The following is an 18941-nucleotide window of genomic DNA, read 5'->3' on the forward strand; positions in this document are numbered from 1 at the left end:
CTTATTTTGCAAAAGTTGTGGCGCAAGGAGGAAATAATGGCTAAAGAGAAGAAACTGGCGTTAGTAATTTGCTACTTCGGTCCTTTGCCGGCCTACGCGGATTTATTCTTCAGATCAGTTAAGGAGAATCCGGCGACTGACTTTATTTTGGCCACCGACCAGCTGGTCAAGAATCCCCCGGCCAATCTCAAGATCAAGTACCTGACTTTGGCGGATTTACGGGCAAAGTTTCAAAAGAAGCTGGGCTTTCAGATCCGGCTGCATGCGCCTTACAAAATCTGTGACTACCGGCCGGCCTTTGGCTGGCTCCTGTCCGACTGGCTCAAGGACTACCGCTATTGGGGCCACTGCGATTTGGACCAGGTCATGGGGGACTTGGAGAAATTTTTGCCGGAGAAATTACTGGAAAAATACGACAAGGTCTACCAGCATGGCCATCTGACGGTCTTTCGCAATACTTTGACCAACAACCTCCGCTTCGTGGCCAAGGGGGGTCAGAACTTTCGGCAGGTTTTCCAGACGGACCTGCCCTGCGTCTTTGACGAGGTGGAAGGAATCCAGAAAAAGTTTGCCAGACTGGGCGCCAAGTGCTGTTTAAAGCGGGACTTCGCTGATATCTATTCCTGGCGTGAGCAGATGAGGCGGACGACGTCATACTTGCGGGGGCGGGAGAAGAAAAAGCTGAACAGTGCCCGCCAGGTCTTCTTTTATGAAAAAGGCCGGGTCTACCGGGCCTACTACGCTGGCGGGAAAATGAACTATGAAGAGCTGGCCTACCTGCATTTTCCCAAAAGGCGGATGCGGCAGAATTTTTACCAAAGCGATTCCTACTTTATCGGCAAGGATGGCTTCTACGCTAAAGAACCGGGTTTTAACGTGACCATGGGGGAGATCAAGCGCTATAACGGCTTTAATCTAATTGGGGAAGCCCGGGTGAAGCTGGCTTATTGGACCTTCATCTGGAGTCGGCGCTACCACAAGTACGTCCTTAAGCGCTAGTATGGTAGTCCGCCTGCGCCGGCAGAACCTGGTCACCCTTTACTTAAGCGGGCAGATGGTCTGTTTTGCCTGCTTGAATCAAGTCTGTCCAATGCCTTTGGCCGACAGCCAGGATGAAATTTTGGCCGTTTTTTGCCTGATCGGGATCGCCTGGGCACTAATAAGTAAGCGGCTGGGCCAGGAAAAAGAGGGACTATTGTTAAAAATTTGCTTTGCCCTGATCCTTGTGGAAAGCCTGGGGTTAATCTCAAACGGGATGTCGGGGCTAATTGGCGGGACACCAGTCTTGGTCGATGCCTTTAAATTGGTCAAGCTGCCCCTGGTCCTCTTTTATGTCAGCTGTTGCTTGCGCCCCTGGGAAAAAAGGACGCTTGTGCGCAACCTGCTTTTGGCCAGTAAATGCTTTATTCTGCTGGCTTTTCTCGGCGGCATCGTCAATCTGGCGGTTGACGTTGGCTTTAGCTACGACCTCCGCTACGGGATCCGGTCCTATAAGTTCATCTATGAGAACCCGGCGGCCTTAAATGAGGTCCTGCTGGTCTCCTTAGTGCTGATTATGCTGGGGGAAGGAATTGGGGAAAAGAAGAAAAATGAGCGCGGACTTAGGCAGAGCAAGGCCTGGCTCCTTTTGTACCTGGCAACTGTAGTCATGACCTTGCGGGCCGGGGGAATCGGATCCAGCGGGATTTTGCTTCTGGGCCTGCATTTTGAGAAAAAAGGGGTCCGGCTAAGCTGGAAAAAAGGCGTCAGTGCGGCTTTTGTGGCTTTTTGCCTGGGCTATCCCCAGGTTAAGGAGTACTTCTTCAGCGAAACGGTCAGGTCGAAATTGCTTAGGCATTCCCTGATCGTCCTGCGGGACTATTTTCCTTTAGGCAGTGGCTTCGCGACTTACGGGTCAGACCAGGCCTTTAAGCACTACTCCCCCCTTTATGTCCGCTTTGGCTTCCACCACGACTACGCTTTGGCCCAGGAAACGGGCTTTGCCATGAACGACAACTTCTGGCCCATGCTTTTGGCCCAATTCGGCCTTTTTGGGGCCTTCCTATATGTGTACTGGCTAGTTGTCCAGCTGGGCTATTGTTTGAAAAAAGCTCCGCCGGGTCAGCCGCGGGCCGGGGCTCTGGGCCTCATTGCCTTTTTCCTGATCAGTTCGGCGGGCAACCCGATTTTTACCAGCGCCTCGGGAGTCTTTCTGGCAATAGCTTTGGGCTTGACCAGTGATTTTTTGCAAAAACAACAAGAAAGATAGAGGAAAAGAGAATAGAGAGAATAGAAAGAAGGTGACAGATGGAAAAAGTTGAGAAATCGCTGTCCCGCAATGCCCTGGCCAGCGGCCTGCAGACGGGGACCCGCCTAGTCTGTGCCCTGGTGACCTACCCATATTTGGCCAGGATCTTGCGGGTTGACCAACTGGGCCAGTACGACTTTGCGGCTACCGTTGTCAGCTGGGCGGCGCTAGTGGCGGGCCTGGGAATCTACGCCTATGGGGTTAGGGAAGGGGCAAAAAAGCGGGATAACCCGGAAGAGCTGTCCCGCTTTGCTTCGGAAGTCCTGGTCATCAACCTGGCCTCGACCTTACTGGCTTACTTGGGTCTAGCTGCCTGTCTGCTTTTTTCCAGCAAGCTAAGGGAATATGGACCGCTGATTTGGACCTTGAGTACTAGCATTATTTTTACCACCCTGGGCTGCGAGTGGCTCTATGCGGTTCACGAGGAATATGGCTACCTGGCCTTGCGCAATATCTGCTTTCAAATCTTGTCTTTGTTTTTGCTCTTGACATATGTCAAGGACGAGAGCGACCTTTTGCTATATGCTTGGACTACGGTCATTGCCAGCGCCGGGGCCAACTTGGTCAGCTTTATCAGATTGCGTAGGTATTGCAGCTGGTCTTTGACCTGGCGTTTTTCTTGGCAAAAGCACCTCCTGCCCATCTTTGTTTTATTCGCCAACGCCCTGGTTAACCTGCTTTATGTAAGCGCGGATGTAACCCAGCTGGGAGTGATGACCAGCGACTATTATGTGGGCCTTTACTCGGTGGCCAGCAAAGTCACGGCCCTGCTTAAGCAATTGTTAGGTGCCGTCATCGTTGTTACCGTGCCGCGTTTGGCTTGCTTATATGGGCAAAAGGGCGGAGGCCTTTTTCAAAAATTGGCCCGGCAGATCGCGGATTTGCTAGTGACGCTGGCCTTGCCGGCTGCTTGCGCCTTGTTTGCCTTAGGCGAGGAGGTTGTCATTTTAACCGCGGACTTAGATTTCGCGCCGGCCGCGGGGGCCATGAAACTTCTGGGCCTGGCCTTGGTCTTCTCTCTTTTGTCCTGGTTTTATATGGCGGCGGTTTTAGTTCCGGCCCGGCAGGAGAAGGCGGCTTTGCTTGCAATCAGTATCGCTTCTGTAGTCAATATTTGCTTGAACTTCCTGCTGATCCCGGCCTTTAAGGAGGCAGGGGCGGCTTTAGCAACCTTGCTTGCCGACCTGGTGACTTGCCTGGCTTGTTACTTTTTGGCGAAAAAGTCGGCCCGCCTCTTGCCCAGCGGAAAAAAGCTGGCCAGCAGCCTGCTCGGCTGCCTCTATGTTTACTTGGTTTGCCAAGCTGCTTTAGCTAAGGGCCTAGGGCCAGGAGCGACAGTCTTTTGGGCTGCCCTCTGGGCCATCCCCGGTTACTTTGTGATTTTATATCTGCTTGGCAACCGGGTCTTACTGGAGTTTAAGCGCGGAAGTAGACGGGAGTAAGAAAGGAGGAGTTTTTGTACAAATTAGACAAAGAAACTTGTGAAACGGTAGCGCTTACAATATAATGTGGATATTAGACTGAACTAGAAAAGGAAAAGTACAAATGAATGGATTTTTAGGAGAGTTCTTAGGAACGATGATTTTGATCGTGCTGGGTGTCGGCTGCGGGGCCGGGATCAGCTTGAATAAGGCTTACGCTAAGGGGCAGGGCTGGCTGTTCGTCACCCTGGCCTGGGGGATGGCGGTAACCTTCGGCGTTTACGTGGCTGGCCAATTTGGCTCACAAGGTCACCTCAACCCAGCGGTAACTATTGGCTTCGCGGCCTTTGGCTTCTTCCCATGGAGCCAAGTTATGCCGTACTTGCTGGGGCAATTCCTGGGCGCCTTTGTCGGGGCAGCTCTGGTAATCCTGCACTACTACCCGCACTTCAAGGCGACCAAGGCTGACGAAGGCAACAGCGTGGGGATTTTCGCGACTGGCCCAGCCATCAACAATCCTGTTTTCAACTTCTTGAGTGAAACGATCGCGACTTTTGTCTTCATCTTCACCTTGCTCAACCTGGGCAACTTCACCCAAGGCTTGAAGCCATTAATTGTTGGTTTCTTAATCATGGTTGTTGGCCAGGCTTTGGGTTCAACGACTGGCTTTGCCTTGAACCCGGCCCGGGACTTCTCACCTCGTCTGGCTTACGCGATTTTGCCAGTGCCAAACAAGGGCGGGGCTAACTGGGCTTACGCCTGGGTTCCTGTCTTAGGGCCAATCGCCGGTGGTCTTTTAGCTAGCGGCCTGCAGGCATTGTTAAAGTAGAATTTTTAAGCCAAAAATTTACCCTTGAACTCCGGCGCGAGCTCAAGGGTATTTTTGCCTGGAAAAAATCGGTTATAATCTAAGGCAGAAAGGAGCCGCCATGACCGACTACTACACATCCGGTGAATTTGCCAAGCGGGCCCACGTGTCCGTCAGAACGATCCGCTACTATGACCAGCAGAACCTCCTCAAGCCTTCAGCCAGAAGCAAGGGCGGGGCCAGACGCTACAGCGACGCTGACTTCGCCAAGCTCCAGCAGATCCTCTTGTTAAAATACCTGGGCTTTTCCTTAGGGGAAATTCGCGGCTTGACCCTGGGAGCCAGCGACCGGCGCCGCCTCCTGGATTCTCTCCAAATTCAGCGGCGCCTGGTGGAAGAGCGGATTGAAGAAATGACCGCCGTTGAAGCCGCCATCGACTCAACCACCCAAACCTTGGAAGCTGGCAAGCCCGTTGACTGGAGCCGGATGTTGGAACTGCTCCACCGGTCAACCATGACCCAGAGCCTCAAGACCCAGTACCAGAACGCCACCAACATCTCTGCCCGGATCCGCCTGCACCGGGATTACTCCATGAACAAGGAGGGCTGGTTCCCCTGGCTTTTCCGCCAGCTGGACTTGACTCCTGGTTTAAAAATCTTAGAGATCGGCTGCGGGAATGGTGAACTCTGGGCTACCAGCCACGACCGCCTGCCAGAGGACTGCCAGGTTATTTTGACCGACATTTCAGAAGGGATGCTGGCCGATGCCAAAAAGGAAATCGGCGAAGACAGCCGCTTTTCCTATGACCGTTGTGATGCTGCCCACTTGCCCTTTGCCGACGAAGAGTTTGACCTGGTTGTCGCCAACCACATGCTTTTTTACTGCGACGACATCCCCCAGGTCCTTAAAGAAGTCCGCCGGGTTTTGAAAAAAGGGGGCCGCTTCTGCGCGTCAACTTACAGCAAGCGCCACATGCACGAAATCACTGACCTGGTCCAGGAGTTCAACTCCCAAATCGTCTTGTCTTCAGTCAACCTCTACGACCGCTTTGGCTTAGACAACGGCGGCGCCATCCTGGCCCCGTTTTTTGACCATGTGACCTGCCAGCGCTATGAGGATGCCATCGAATTGGGTGAAGCTGAACCAGTAATTTCTTATATCTTGTCCTGCCACGGCAACCAAAATGCCCTTCTCTTGGACCGCTACCAGGAATTCAAGCAATTTGTTGAAGACGAGGTCGCTGGAGGCTTCCACATCACTAAAGACGCCGGAGCATTTATCTGCCGCAAATAACTGCCAGTTTTTAAAAAACGGCAGTTATTTTATTTTTGCCTATTGAAGCTTACGTAACGTCATGTTTTATACTTTGAGTCAGTTAAGAGAAAAAATTGCTTAGTTTGAACTTGGAGGTTCATTTCATGAAAATTATCGTTACCGGCGGTGCCGGCTTTATCGGTTCCAACTTTGTCTTCTACATGATGAAGAAGCACCCAGACTACAAGATCATCTGCCTGGACAAGCTGACTTACGCGGGCAACCTGTCAACCCTGAAGGATGTCATGGACAAGCCAAACTTCCGCTTCGTCAAGCTGGACATCTGCGACCGCGAAGGCGTCTACAAGCTTTTTGAAGAAGAACACCCGGACGTTGTCGTTAACTTCGCCGCAGAAAGCCACGTTGACCGGTCAATCGAAAACCCGGAAATCTTCCTGCAAACCAACATCATCGGTACTTCTGTCTTGATGGACGCCTGCCGCAAGTACGGGATCAAGCGTTACCACCAAGTATCAACTGACGAAGTTTACGGCGACCTGCCGCTGGACCGGCCAGACCTCTTCTTCCACGAAGACACTCCGCTGCACACTTCCAGCCCATACTCATCATCAAAGGCCAGCGCTGACCTTTTGGTCGGGGCTTACGGCAGAACTTACGGCCTGCCTGTAACTATTTCCCGTTGCTCAAACAACTACGGCCCTTACCAATTCCCGGAAAAGCTGATCCCATTGATGATCCAAAGAGCCTTGGACGACAAGCCTTTGCCAGTTTACGGTGAAGGCCAAAACGTCCGCGACTGGCTCTACGTTGAAGACCACTGCAAGGCCATCGACTTGATCTTGGAAAAGGGCACGGTTGGCGAAGTCTACAACATCGGCGGCCACAACGAAATGCACAACATCGACATTGTCAAGCTGATCTGCGACTACCTGGGCAAGCCTTACTCCTTGATCGAACACGTTACTGACCGTAAGGGCCACGACCAACGCTACGCGATCGACCCAACCAAGATCCACGAAGAACTTGGCTGGCTGCCGGAAACCATGTTCAAGGACGGTATCAAGAAGACCATCCAATGGTACCTGGACAACAAGGAATGGTGGGAAAACATCATCTCCGGTGACTACCAGAACTACTACCAGGAAATGTACGGCAAGAAGCAGGTTTTAGACGAAAAGTAAGAGGCAAGGAAGAAAAATGAAGGGAATTATCTTAGCAGGTGGTTCAGGCACTCGTCTGTATCCATTAACCCTGGTCACCAGTAAGCAGCTTTTGCCTGTTTACGACAAGCCAATGATCTACTACCCGTTGTCAACCTTGATGCTGGCCGGGATCAAGGACATCTTGGTCATTTCCACGCCAGCTGACACGCCGCGCTTTAAGGAACTTTTGGGCGACGGGTCACAATTCGGCATCAAGCTCTCTTACAAGGTTCAGCCAAGTCCAGACGGCCTGGCTCAAGCCTTTACTTTGGGCGAGGATTTCATCAACGGTGAGCCATGTGCCATGGTTTTGGGCGACAACATTTTTTACGGCAACGGCTTTACTGACCTTTTGGAAAAAGCTGCCCAAGATGCCGAAGCTGGCAAGGCAACCGTCTTTGGCTACTATGTCAACGATCCAGAACGCTTCGGCGTGGTCGACTTTGACGAAAACGGCAAGGCCATTTCCATCGAAGAAAAACCAGAACATCCAAAGAGCAATTACGCCGTTACGGGCCTTTACTTCTATCCAGCTGGCGTGAGTGAAAAAGCTGCCCAGGTTAAGCCAAGTGCCCGGGGTGAAGTGGAAATCACCACTTTAAACGAAATGTACCTGAACGCCGGCAACCTCGGCGTCCAGCTGCTGGGCCGGGGCTACGCTTGGCTGGACACCGGGACCATGCAGAGCCTGGTTGATGCTTCCAACTTTGTCAAGATGGTGGAAGAGCGGACCGGCGTAAGCATCTCCGCCCCTGAAGAAATTGCCTACGTGCACGGCTGGATCGATAATGAAAAGCTTTTAGAAGCAGCCAAGCATTATGGCAAGAGCCCTTACGGCAAGCACTTAAAGGCTGTTGCTGAAGGCAAGCTCAAGTACTAATTTTTGGATTTTTTTAAAAAAGAAAGAAGATATCAAAATGGGTCAAATTAAAGTTGAAAAGAACGTCGGCGGCATCGAAGGCTTGGCAGTCATTACGCCAGCAGTTCACGGGGACGACCGCGGCTACTTCATGGAAACCTACAACGAAAATGATATGAAGGAAGCTGGCTTTGACATTAACTTTGTCCAAGACAACCAATCTTCATCAACTAAGGGCGTTTTGCGCGGCCTCCACTTCCAAAAGCACTTCCCACAATGCAAGCTGGTTCGCGCTGTTCGCGGTGACGTTTTTGACGTGGCCGTTGACCTGCGCAGCGACTCCAAGACCTACGGCAAGTGGTACGGGGTTGAACTGACCGCTGAAAACAAGAAGCAATTCTTGATCCCAGAAGGCTTTGCTCACGGCTTCTTGGTCTTGAGCGACGTTGCAGAATTTTGCTACAAGGTTAACGACTTCTGGCACCCTAACGACGAAGGCGGCATGGCTTGGAACGACCCAGAAATCGGCATCGAATGGCCAAAGGTAGTTGGCGAATACCCAGGCTCAGCTGACGCTAGCGGCTACAGCTTGGAAGACGGCACTAAGCTGACTTTGTCTGACAAGGACCAAAAGTGGGCCGGCTTAAAGGACACCTTCAAGTTCTAAGAGGAGGACTTTTTCATGAAAGTTTTTGTAACTGGCGTCAACGGCCAACTGGGCCACGACGTGATGAACGAACTTGCTAAGCGCGGCTACGAAGGAGTAGGCAGTGACTTGGCTCCTGAATATGCAGGCGTAGCTGACGGCTCCGCGGTCACCACTGCACCTTACGTATCACTGGACATTACCGATGCCGCTGCTGTTGAAAAAGTGATCAAGGACGTAAACCCTGACGTGATCGTCCACTGCGCTGCTTGGACCGCGGTTGACATGGCTGAAGACGATGACAAGGTGGAAGCTGTCCGCAAGGTCAACGTGGGCGGGACCCAAAACATCGCCAATGTTGCCAAGGAACTTGACGTGCCAATGGTTTACATCTCCACTGACTACGTCTTTGACGGTCAAGGCACCACCCCTTGGGACCCAGACTTCAAGGGCTATAAGCCAATGAACGTGTACGGCGAAACCAAGCTGGGCGGCGAGCTGGCCGTTTCCGAAACCCTGGACAAGTACTTCATCGTCCGCATCGCTTGGGTTTTTGGCCTGAATGGCAAAAACTTTATCAAGACCATGCTGAACGTGGGCAAGAGCCACGACGAAGTCAAGGTGGTCAACGACCAAATCGGTACGCCAACGTACACTTTTGACCTGGCCCGCCTTTTGGTTGACATGATTGAAACCGACAAGTACGGCTACTACCACGCAACCAACGCTGAACTGCCAGAAACCGCAAGTGGCTTTGACGAAAATGGCACTAAGACCGGCTACATCAGCTGGTACGATTTCACCAAGGAAATCTACCGCCAAGCTGGCTACAAGACCAAGGTGACTCCAGTCACTACGGCTGAATATGGCCTGTCCAAGGCTGTGCGCCCATTCAACTCTCGTCTTGACAAGAGCAAGTTGGAAAAGAACGGCTTTAAGCCGCTGCCAACCTGGCCAGACGCAGTGCACCGCTACCTAGAAGCCTTGAAGGACGAAGGCTTCTTCGACTAAGATATTGTAAAAAATCCGCCTAGACCCTGATTGGTCTAGGCGGATTTTTTGGTTGTTGGGGGCGGTGCGGTGGCATGGGTGGCTGGCGTTTTGCCCCCGAAGTATGTCAACCGGTGTGGATTTTGTCGAAAAAAGCCCCCGAAGTATGTCTACCGGTCTGGATTTAGTCGAAAATCGACCCCAAAGTATGTCAACCGGTCTGGATTTTGCGGGAAATTGCCCCCAAAGTATGTCAACCAGTCTGGATTTAGGCGGATTTCGCCCCCAAAGTATGTCAACCGGTCTGATTTTTGGCAAAAATCGCCCCCAAAGTATGTCAACCGGCCTGGATTTAGGCGGAAAAAGCCCCCAAAATATGTCAACCGGCCTGGATTTAGTCGAAAAAAGCCCCCGAAGTATGTCAACCAAAACTGGTTGAGTCAATTTGGGGGCAAATTTTTGGAAAAAATAGTCTGGTTGAGTCAAGTCGGGGGCGAAAAAATGGAAAAAGTGGCCCGGTTGAGTCAAAACGGGGGCGAAAAATGGGAAAAAGTAGCCCGGTTGAGTCAACTTGGGGGCAGAAAATGGGAAAAAATAGTCTGGTTGAGTCAAGTCGGGGGCGAAAAAATGGAAAAAGCAGCTCGGTTGAGTCAAATCGGGGGCGAAAAATGGGAAAAAATAGCCCGGTTGAGTCAAATCAGGGGCAAAAAATAGGAAAAATGAAGCCGGTTGAGTCAAAACGGGGGACAAAAAACAGGAAAAATGGAGTTGGTTGAGTCAAAACGGGGGCAAAAAATAGGAAAAATGAGATTGGTTGAGTCAACTTGGGGGAGAAAAAACGGGAAAATGAGATTGGTTGAGTCAACTTGGGGGACAATAAATGGAAAAGTTAGTCTAGCTGAGCAAGTCGAGAGAGGTTATTGCCCAAAACGATCTCAAGTAAACGTTGATGTTGCCCAAAACGATCTCAAGTAAACGTTGGTGCTGCCCAAAACGATCTCAAGTAAAAGCTGGTGCTGCCCAAAACGATCTCAAGTAAACGCTAGAGCTGCCCAAAATGATCTCAAGTAAACCTCGATGCAGTATAAAATGACTCCGGTTAACATCATATTGGGCCGTCGCACCCGCTAGTTGACATCATATTGGGCCGCCGCACCCGCTAGTTGACATTATTTTGGGCTGCCAAACCCGCTGGTTGATATCATATTGGGCGGCCAAACCCGCTGGTTGATATCATATTGGGCGGCCGAACTCGTTGGTTGACATCATATTGGGCGGCCGAACTCGTTGGTTGACATCATATTGGTCCGCCAAACCCACCGGTTGACATTATTTTGGGCCGCCGAACCCGCTAGTTGACATCATTTTGGTCCGCCGCACCCGCCAGACCACCGCACCAACACCGCGTCGCGCCACCCCACACAAGCACAAAAATACCCTAGCCAAACTTGGCTAGGGTATTTTTAACTATGCTTAAGCGTTAGCTTCAGCAGCCTTTTGGGCTTGTTCTTGCTTCAAGAGCTTGTTGTCGTATCTCTTGATGAATGGGTACCAGATGAGGAAGGCGATGATCACGTTGACGATCGCAACTACCGCACCTCTCCAGGAAACCGTAGCAATGTAGCCGCCCAGGCCGACTGGCGTTGGCCATGGTTGTTGCACAATGGTCTTTGGCAAAAAGCCTACAGCGAAGGCTGCGTAAGTGGTCATTGAGCAAACCATTGGTGCACCGATGAATGGAACGAACAAGTTAACGTTATAAACGATTGGCAAACCAAACAGAAGTGGTTCGTTGATGTTGAAGATTGCAGGAACAAGTTCAACCTTACCAATTTCCCGCAATTGAGTTGACTTGGATCTCGTTGCCAGCCAGATGGCCATCCCCAAGGTGGCACCAGAACCACCTAAGATAACGAAGGCGTTTGATGGGTCACCGGCAAAGAAGAGGTGAGCACCCTTAACGTTGGCTGCCATGTTGGACAGGGCAATTGGGGTGTAGAAGGAACTCATGATGTTGGCACCGTGGATACCGAACCACCATAAGAAGTGGATTAAGAAGAAGATAATCAGGACACCCCACCAAGTGTTGGCAATGTTGGCAACGAAGGAGAATGGGATGTAAAGAACGTTGTAGATGTCAGTCCCCATCGCAATGAAGATCATGTCGATGATAACTACGACCAAGGCTACGCAAAGGCCTGGGATCAGTGAGCTGAAGGAGTTGGAAACACCGGCTGGAACAACGTCTGGCATCTTGATTTGCCAGTTGTGCTTGATCGTAAAGCGGTAGATCTGAACGGTCAGCCAAGCCATGACGATGGCGGTAAACAAACCAGATGAACCAATTCTGGTAATCCCAGAAGTAGAAACGGCAATCCCGCCGCCGATGATGTTGTCGGCCTTCAAGGATTGAACGAATTGGATTGACCCGTTAACCATCTTCATTTGTGGCACAGTGATGAACATGGCCATCAAGAACATGAAGACTGCGTTCAATGGGTTAAGGTTCAACTTTTCTTCATTTTGGTAGATCTTGGTGTATGAGTAGGTAAAAGTCCCACCGAAGATCAGGGCCAAGATCCCCATGTTCGCGTTGTAGACAACCGTGAACATGTTGGAGAACTTCCCAAGGGTGTGGGCGTACAGAGTTGCAAAGCCTGGAATTGGGAAGGCTTGAGGCAAAACCGTCAAAATCAAGAAGATTGCCCCAACGATAGTGAACGGAATTACGCCGTAGCCGGCGTCAATAATGGATCTAACGAAGCGAGATCCGGCAAACTTACCAATGCCTTGGGCAAGCTTGTCTTTAAAGGAGACTTTAGAATCAGCCATAATTTGCTCCTCTACTTTCTTATTTCTAACAAATCGCTTATTTTTGATAATTTTGGTAATTATCGATAATCTTCATGTACCGGTCACGGGACTTAGCGATGCTGTCTAGCCGCTTTAAGGCCAAGCCGCAGCAGATAATCCCGGCAAAAAGGAGGGCGAGAACCGCCAGCTTTGAGCTTTGATCGGTCGCAAAAGGATAGATTTTTTTACAGATTGGGGTAAAAAGTGAGACGCCTAGCAAGACGTTCGCACCGATTTGCTCGAATAAAAAGCGCTTCGTGCTTGGAGCCTGGTTGCCGTGCTCATCGAGCTTGTTGATCAGCTCAATCTCCGGCACCAGAGCCAAGATGAACAAGACTAAACTCAGCACCATCCCCCATGTTGCCTTGTAGTTTAAGTCTGCCAAAAGCCAGAACAAGTCAAAGACCATCATGATGGCTACCGTAAAGTGAACTAACAGATAACGCGAAAAATAGAGGTAACGAATGCTTTTGATCTTCTCATTGGGCTTTTGCATCTTGCTTGTGCGTGTCATTTAAATCACCAACCGTAAAAATTCTTAGGCCTTCAAAGTGCCGCTGGCGTACAGTTTTTCGTACAGATCAACCATTTCGCCAGCCAGGTCTCTAAAGGTGATGGCATTCATCAAGTGGTCTTGTGAGTGCACGACCAGCAAGGTCACGTGAGTGTGGTTGCCTTGAGCTTCTTGAGTCAGCATCTTGGTTTGGGAGTTGTGAGCTTCCAAAAGGGACTTGTCGGCATCTGCCAGCTTTTCCCGTGCTTCCTTGATCTTGCCGACCTTGGCGTCGCGAATAGCTTCAAAAGCCAAGCTCTTAGCGTTGCCGCCGTTAGCGATGAGGCCCATCGCTGCCATCAAAGTTTCCTCTTCCCGACTTTGTTGGCTTTCAGCAGCCTTCTTTAAGGTGTCTGACGTATCTTTCAATTCAGCCATAACTTTACTCCCTATAAAAAATTAAGCCATTAAGCTGTCAGCTAATTCCAAAACCTTCTTGCCGTTCATCATGCCGTAGTCTTGCATTGGGATGACTGACAAAGGAATGTTCTTGCCTTCGAGCTTCTTTTCAAAGTCGGCCTTCATGTAGCTGACTTGAGGCCCGAGCAAGACGCAGTCGATCTTTTGAGTAGCAAGCTTTTGGTCAGCTTCTGAAGCTGGGCAAGCAAAGATTTCGTAGTCCTTGCCTTGAGCTTGAGCAGCTTCTTGCATCTTCTTAACGAGTAAGCTGGTGCTCATCCCAGCAGCACAGTTGAGCATAATAGTTTTTTGAGCCATGATATTTATTCCTCCGAAACTTTCAACTCTCTAACTTTGGTTGACGCTTTCATTTTAAAACGCTGTAGGATAAAATGCAAGCGCTTTTCATAAAAAGTGTAGATTATTTTCAAAATGGAGGTAAGCACAGAACTAGAAATGGTGCTAATTGATAACTTTTTAGCTAGTTGTAGAATAATCGACTGGCAATAATTCTACTAGTGCGCGGGCTATAAGATGAAAAAGGTACTAACTTTAGAAAAAAGCTTGCAGAAATTTTCAATGGGCCGTATAATTTTGCTTGTAAGCGATTGCTAAGAAGAAAGCAAGTGTTATCTGCATAATGGAGGCAAATATGTATTCAGCAAAAATGCCAGAAGGATTTTTATGGGGCGGGGCAGTGGCTGCCCACCAATTAGAAGGTGCCTGGAACGTTGACGGCAAGGGGATGAGCGTGGCCGATGTCATGACCGTTGGCTCAGCGACTAAGCCGCGGGAAATCACCGACGGCGTGATTCCGGGCAAGAACTACCCAAACCACGAAGCTATCGACTTCTACCACCACTATAAAGAAGATATCAAGCTTTTGGCCGGCATGGGTTTCAAGGCCTTTAGAACTTCTATTGCTTGGACCAGAATTTTCCCTAATGGGGACGATGCGGAGCCAAATGAAGCTGGCCTCAAGTTCTACGATGACCTTTTTGACGAAATGCACAAGTATGGCATTGAACCAGTCATTACCTTGAGCCACTTTGAAATGCCATTCAACCTGGCCAAAAACTACGGCGGCTTTACCAACCGCAAGGTTATCGACTTCTTCGTCCGTTTTGCTGAAGTTTGCTTCAAGCGCTACAAGAATAAGGTTAAGTACTGGATGACTTTTAACGAAATTGACAACCAGAGTGCTTTTAACAATGACTTCTTGATGGCCACCAACTCCGGCATCCTCTTTAAAGATGGCATGACCGACGAAGACAAGGAAGCGGCCATGTTCCAGGCTGCTCACTACGAATTTGTGGCTAGTGCCTTGGCGGTAAAAATTGGGCACAAGATCAACCCCGACTTCAAGATCGGCCTGATGATCAACTACTCCCCAGTGCGGCCGCTGACGCCAAGCTCAAACGATGCGCTTTTGGCCGACAAGTTCGAGCAGCGCCGCGACTTCTTCAGCGACGTGCAGGTCTTTGGCGAATACCCAAAGGGCGTTGAAGCCTACATTAAGCAGCACGGTTACCGCCCAGACATCACTGACGAAGACCGCGTTGTCTTAAAAGAAGGTACGGTTGACTACGTGGCCTTCTCTTACTACCAAACCACCACGGTTTCTAGTGAAAAAGTGAAGCCAGACGAATTAAGCGACTTGGAAAAGGCTGTTGCCGTTAACCCAACTCTGGAACGGTCTGACTGGGGCTGGGAAATCGACCCAACTGGGATCCGCTTAGCCTTGAACCACTTGACTGACCGCTACCACCTGCCGCTCTTCATCGTTGAAAACGGCCTGGGTGCTTTTGACAAGGTCGAAGATGGCGAAATCCACGACCCATACCGGGTTGACTACCTGAGAAAGCACATCAGCGAAATGGAAAAGGCCGTTGAAATCGATGGCGTCGACCTGATGGGTTACCTGCCATGGGGGCCAATCGACCTGGTATCTGCTGGGACTGGCCAAATGGACAAGCGCTACGGCTTCATCTACGTCAACAAGAATGACGCCGGCGAAGGCGACCTGTCCAGAAAGCCAAAGGACTCATACTACTGGTACAAGAAGGTTATCGCTTCAAACGGCGAAGACCTGGATTAATCTGGCAAAAAGCAGCTTGCACGGGCAGGCTGCTTTTTTGTATGGCTAACTGTTGCCAAAAAAAGGTCAATTTTCAGCTTTATTTAGGCAAAAAAGAACAGTAGAATGTCAATGTAAGCGATTTTTAAGGAGCAAAAAATGACTAAATACCTCAGCATTGACATCGGCGGCACCAACGTTAAATACGCCGAATTAAACGAAAGCGGCGACGTGATCGCCAAGGACAAGGTAAAGACGGAACACAACTTGGATGACTTTTTGGCGGAAATTGACCAGATCGTCGAGAAGTTTCAAGCAGATGGCTTAGGCGGGATCGCTTTTTGCGCGCCCGGCAAGATCGAAGACACGACCATCCGCTTTGGTGGGGCCCTGCCATTTTTAGACGGGGTGGACTTTGCCAAAAGATATGAAAAGCTCGGCTTGCCAGTTGCCGTGATTAACGACGGCAAGGCCAGTGCCCTGGCTGAAAGCTGGCTGGGCAGCCTGCAGGGCGTGAAAAATGGGGCGGCTATCGTCCTGGGCACCGGCGTGGGCGGCGGGATCATCGTGAACGGCCAGCTGCTGGCCGGTGAACACTTCCAGGCGGGCGAGCTCAGCTTTGGGATTCTCAATGTGGACAAGACCGGCTACGACGCCATGGTCGGCTCCTACGGATCAGCTGTGGGGATGATTGAACGGGTGAACCAGGCGATTGGAAACGAGGACACAACCGATGGACTGGCCGCTTTTGACGCCATCAACACGGGTAAGCCGGAAGCGGTAGCGATTTTTAAAAATTACTGCAAGAACGTGGCCTACCTGATCTTGAATGTCCAATCCGTGGTTGACTTAAAGCGGATTGCCATCGGTGGCGGGATTTCTGCTCAGGACGCCGTGATTGATGGGATCAGGGAGGCGATCAATGAGATCCGCGAGGAAAATCCAATCATCAAGATGACCCTGACCCCTCCGGAGATCGTCCGCGCGCAGTTTATGAACACGGCCAACATTTACGGGGCCCTTTACAACCTGCTGCTCAAGGTTGAAGGCTAATGGCAGAAAATTTTAGCCACGAAATCGTCATTCCCACGGATCCGCTTTTTGCCTGGGTCCACATCTTTAAGGACATGACGGGCCCGTTGACCATTGCACCCCATTGGCACGAGGGGATCGAACTTTCTTACACTATCCGGGGGCAAATTGACGAATTCAAGATTAATGGGAAAAAGTTTCAGACGCAGCCCGGGCAGATTCTGGTCGTCAATACCCAGGAACTCCATAGCATCAAGAGCTATTCGCGCAGGCACGACTTGACCTTGTCGATCATTTATCCTTTTTCCGAGATCCACAAGCTCTATCCCGAAATCGCCAGCCAGTTAATTGACATCAATCACCCGGAGAAGTTTGATTCTGGTCAAAAAATGGCCTATCGGGAACTAGGCGGTAAGCTGCTAGAACTGGCTACGGTCTTTGACTCGGACCTGTCGCTAAAAAATGTCCGGGTGACCCGGCTTTTGGTGGAAGTGCTAGAGTTGCTTTTAACCAACTTCACGGCGTCTAAGATCGACAGCCGCCTGGACGCCGGCCGCAAGGCCTACGCCGTGACCCGCCTGCAGCAGATCACCCAGTACGTCAACAACCACTATACAGATAAGTTGAGTTTAAAGGACCTGGCTGAATACTGCGGCGTCAGCAAGGAATATCTCTCCCGCTTTTTCAAAAAGGAGATGGACATGACGGTCGATAGCTATATTAACCTGGTTCGGGCACAGAGCGCCCACCAAGAGCTCCTGGGCCAGCCAAGCATGAGCTTGACCGACCTGGCGCTAAACAGCGGCTTTTCCGGCGTCCGCACCATGAACCGGGCCTTTGCGCGGTTTTATGGGGAAACCGCGTCAGATCTTAAACGAAAAATGTTATAAAAGATCAACCAGCGCCAAAAACTAGCTAAGATGCCACTTTTGGCATCTTTTTTCTTGGTCTAAAATGTGAGCGAATACAGAGATGGAAGGAGAGATACCATGACGAAAGATGAAGTTTTACAAGCAGTGATGACGATGAGAACGGAATGGAAGAAGAGCGATGACGCCCGTGATGCTGGCCTGCCAACCGAAATTCCGGAAGTAGTCCGGCATAACGACATTCAGTACGGGAAAGACCCGAAGTGGAACTTGCTGGATTTGTACATTCCTAATGGCGTGAGCGGCAAGATTCCGGTGATCATCCAGATCCACGGCGGCGGCTGGGTTTACGGCACCAAGGAAACCTACCAGTTCTACGGGCTAGGGCTGGCCAAGCGCGGTTTTGCCTTTGTCAACGCCAACTATTTGCTCGGGCCAGAGAGTACTTTTCCAGAAGAACTGGACCAGGTGAACGAATACGTCCACTGGGTCAGCGACCACGCCGATGAATATAACTTGGACCGGGACAACGTCTTTTTGATCGGGGACTCAGCTGGCGGCCAGATGGCTGAGCAGTACACGGTGGTCTTGACCAATCCAGCCTACCGGGCAAAGCTGGGGTATGAACTGCCAAACCTCCACTTTAGAGCGGTCGCTTTGAACAGCCCAGCCACCTTCATGCTGGACCCAGGGATGGTTGGCGGCGGCACGGCGGCCTACTTCAAGCCGGACGTCATGGCCGATCCGGAAAAGCTGGACCTTCTGAACGTAGAAAAGTACATCACCAGCGACTTTTTGCCAACTTACATCAGCACGGCTAACGAGGACTTCATCCACGACTGCGCGGTGCGGCTGGATGGCTTTTTGCGGGCCAAGGGCGTGGAAGTGGTGGAAAAGTCCTTCGGGGATGCTGACCACCCAGAGCCGCACGTCTTCTTGATCAACCAAAAAGACGACCTGGCACGGCAGTGCAACGACGAAGAGATGGAATTCTTTAAGAAGCATTTTAATCGAAGCTGACCCCTTCGCCTGCCAGCTGGGAAAAAGGCAACTGCAATTGCAGTTTTACTCAACTAAAGCTTGCTTTTTAATAATCCGGTAAAAAGTTTACTCAACCACCAGCCACTTTTTAAGCAAGCCGAAACGATTTTACTCAACTGCCGGCTGTTTTTTAATAATTGGCATAAAATTGACTCAACTACGGCGACTTTTTTAAGAAAGTCCCCTAAAAAAGACTCAACTAACTAATCCTTTTTAATAAAAAGATTTGCAACACACAAAAACGCCAAGCTCACGCATGAGCTTGGCGCTTTCTTTATCCTAAAAGTGCTTGGTCGTTAGCAAATTCTGACCCAGAGGCCTTCTCAAAGAGGTGGAGCAGCTTCTCAACCGTCAGCTGCTTCTTTTCTTCGCCCTTAACATCGACCACGATCTTGCCTTCGTTCATCATGATCAGGCGGTTCCCGTGCTCAATAGCATCCCGCATGTTGTGGGTCACCATCAAGGTGGTCAAGTGGCCTTCTTCAACGATCCGGTCAGTTGCGTTCAGCACCTTTTCGGCCGTCTTAGGGTCTAGAGCCGCGGTGTGTTCGTCGAGCAAAAGCACCTTTGGCTTGACCAAAGTGGCCATGAGCAAGGTCAAAGCCTGACGCTGCCCACCTGACAAAAG

Annotated in this window: 20 protein-coding genes; 15 read left to right on the top strand and 5 right to left on the bottom strand. The window is 50.6% G+C overall.

The genetic code is table 11. From position 1 onward, the window contains the following. Positions 1 to 36 precede the first annotated feature (36 nt). The 11 genes from ACI4WN_RS04230 (at position 37) to ACI4WN_RS04280 (ending at position 10203) form a co-directional block, all read left to right on the top strand. Positions 37 to 999, top strand: a complete 963-nt coding sequence (locus tag ACI4WN_RS04230; RefSeq protein ID WP_439777102.1) for a DUF6625 family protein — start codon at positions 37 to 39, stop codon at positions 997 to 999. A gap of 1 nt (position 1000) precedes the next feature. Continuing rightward, a complete protein-coding gene (locus ACI4WN_RS04235; RefSeq protein ID WP_439777103.1) occupies positions 1001 to 2248 on the top strand; it encodes a polymerase in 1248 nt (415 codons plus the stop codon). A gap of 38 nt (positions 2249 to 2286) precedes the next feature. Beyond that, positions 2287 to 3729, top strand: a complete 1443-nt coding sequence (locus ACI4WN_RS04240; RefSeq protein WP_439777104.1) for an oligosaccharide flippase family protein — start codon at positions 2287 to 2289, stop codon at positions 3727 to 3729. 103 nt (positions 3730 to 3832) lie between these two features. Next, positions 3833 to 4537: an MIP/aquaporin family protein gene (locus ACI4WN_RS04245; protein WP_270448707.1), complete on the top strand. Its 705-nt coding sequence runs from the start codon at positions 3833 to 3835 to the stop codon at positions 4535 to 4537. A 100-nt stretch (positions 4538 to 4637) separates the two neighbouring features. Further along, entirely contained in the window at positions 4638 to 5810 is a 1173-nt protein-coding gene (locus ACI4WN_RS04250; protein ID WP_439777105.1) for a MerR family transcriptional regulator, read from the top strand. A 125-nt stretch (positions 5811 to 5935) separates the two neighbouring features. Continuing rightward, positions 5936 to 6973, top strand: a complete 1038-nt coding sequence (gene rfbB / locus ACI4WN_RS04255; RefSeq protein WP_439775939.1) for a dTDP-glucose 4,6-dehydratase — start codon at positions 5936 to 5938, stop codon at positions 6971 to 6973. Between the two features lie 16 nt (positions 6974 to 6989). Then, entirely contained in the window at positions 6990 to 7874 is an 885-nt protein-coding gene (gene rfbA, locus ACI4WN_RS04260) for a glucose-1-phosphate thymidylyltransferase RfbA (protein WP_439777106.1), read from the top strand. 37 nt (positions 7875 to 7911) lie between these two features. After that, positions 7912 to 8520 carry a dTDP-4-dehydrorhamnose 3,5-epimerase gene (gene rfbC, locus ACI4WN_RS04265; RefSeq protein ID WP_439777107.1) on the top strand — a complete coding sequence of 203 codons (609 nt, stop codon included), beginning with the start codon at positions 7912 to 7914 and terminating at the stop codon, positions 8518 to 8520. Between the two features lie 15 nt (positions 8521 to 8535). Next, complete coding sequence (gene rfbD / locus ACI4WN_RS04270) at positions 8536 to 9510, top strand: dTDP-4-dehydrorhamnose reductase (RefSeq protein WP_439777108.1); 975 nt, start codon at positions 8536 to 8538, stop codon at positions 9508 to 9510. 64 nt (positions 9511 to 9574) lie between these two features. Then, complete coding sequence (locus ACI4WN_RS04275; protein ID WP_439777109.1) at positions 9575 to 9928, top strand: hypothetical protein; 354 nt, start codon at positions 9575 to 9577, stop codon at positions 9926 to 9928. A gap of 62 nt (positions 9929 to 9990) precedes the next feature. Then, positions 9991 to 10203, top strand: a complete 213-nt coding sequence (locus ACI4WN_RS04280) for a hypothetical protein (RefSeq protein ID WP_439777110.1) — start codon at positions 9991 to 9993, stop codon at positions 10201 to 10203. Between the two features lie 759 nt (positions 10204 to 10962). Here the strand turns inward: ACI4WN_RS04280 and celB are convergent. The 4 genes from celB to ACI4WN_RS04300 form a co-directional block, all read right to left on the bottom strand. Further along, positions 10963 to 12321 (bottom strand): PTS cellobiose transporter subunit IIC, encoded by a 1359-nt coding sequence (gene celB / locus ACI4WN_RS04285; RefSeq protein WP_439777111.1) that lies wholly within the window; start codon positions 12319 to 12321, stop codon positions 10963 to 10965. Between the two features lie 37 nt (positions 12322 to 12358). After that, positions 12359 to 12856 carry a PTS cellbiose transporter subunit IIB gene (locus tag ACI4WN_RS04290; protein WP_439777112.1) on the bottom strand — a complete coding sequence of 166 codons (498 nt, stop codon included), beginning with the start codon at positions 12854 to 12856 and terminating at the stop codon, positions 12359 to 12361. 24 nt (positions 12857 to 12880) lie between these two features. Continuing rightward, a complete protein-coding gene (locus ACI4WN_RS04295) occupies positions 12881 to 13195 on the bottom strand; it encodes a PTS lactose/cellobiose transporter subunit IIA (RefSeq protein ID WP_439777130.1) in 315 nt (104 codons plus the stop codon). Between the two features lie 99 nt (positions 13196 to 13294). Beyond that, positions 13295 to 13612, bottom strand: a complete 318-nt coding sequence (locus ACI4WN_RS04300; RefSeq protein ID WP_439777113.1) for a PTS sugar transporter subunit IIB — start codon at positions 13610 to 13612, stop codon at positions 13295 to 13297. 334 nt (positions 13613 to 13946) lie between these two features. Here ACI4WN_RS04300 and ACI4WN_RS04305 point away from each other — a divergent pair, with 334 nt between their 5' ends. The 4 genes from ACI4WN_RS04305 (at position 13947) to ACI4WN_RS04320 (ending at position 18292) form a co-directional block, all read left to right on the top strand. Continuing rightward, positions 13947 to 15392, top strand: coding sequence for a 6-phospho-beta-glucosidase (locus ACI4WN_RS04305; RefSeq protein WP_439777114.1), 1446 nt, complete (start codon positions 13947 to 13949; stop codon positions 15390 to 15392). A 138-nt stretch (positions 15393 to 15530) separates the two neighbouring features. Continuing rightward, a complete protein-coding gene (locus ACI4WN_RS04310) occupies positions 15531 to 16424 on the top strand; it encodes an ROK family protein (protein WP_439777115.1) in 894 nt (297 codons plus the stop codon). After that, on the top strand, positions 16424 to 17293 hold the full coding sequence (locus ACI4WN_RS04315; protein WP_439777116.1) for an AraC family transcriptional regulator: 870 nt from the start codon (positions 16424 to 16426) through the stop codon (positions 17291 to 17293). Before ACI4WN_RS04310 ends, ACI4WN_RS04315 begins: the two co-directional genes overlap by 1 nt. A gap of 99 nt (positions 17294 to 17392) precedes the next feature. Beyond that, positions 17393 to 18292 (top strand): alpha/beta hydrolase, encoded by a 900-nt coding sequence (locus ACI4WN_RS04320; protein ID WP_439777117.1) that lies wholly within the window; start codon positions 17393 to 17395, stop codon positions 18290 to 18292. Positions 18293 to 18587: 295 nt separating this feature from the next. On the opposite strand, the gene ACI4WN_RS04325 is transcribed toward ACI4WN_RS04320, so the two are convergent. Continuing rightward, positions 18588 to 18941 (bottom strand): ATP-binding cassette domain-containing protein (locus ACI4WN_RS04325; RefSeq protein ID WP_439777118.1); only part of this gene is annotated, 354 nt, incomplete at its 5' end.

The organism is Lactobacillus sp. (assembly GCF_051893255.1).
GTDB lineage: Bacteria > Bacillota > Bacilli > Lactobacillales > Lactobacillaceae > Lactobacillus.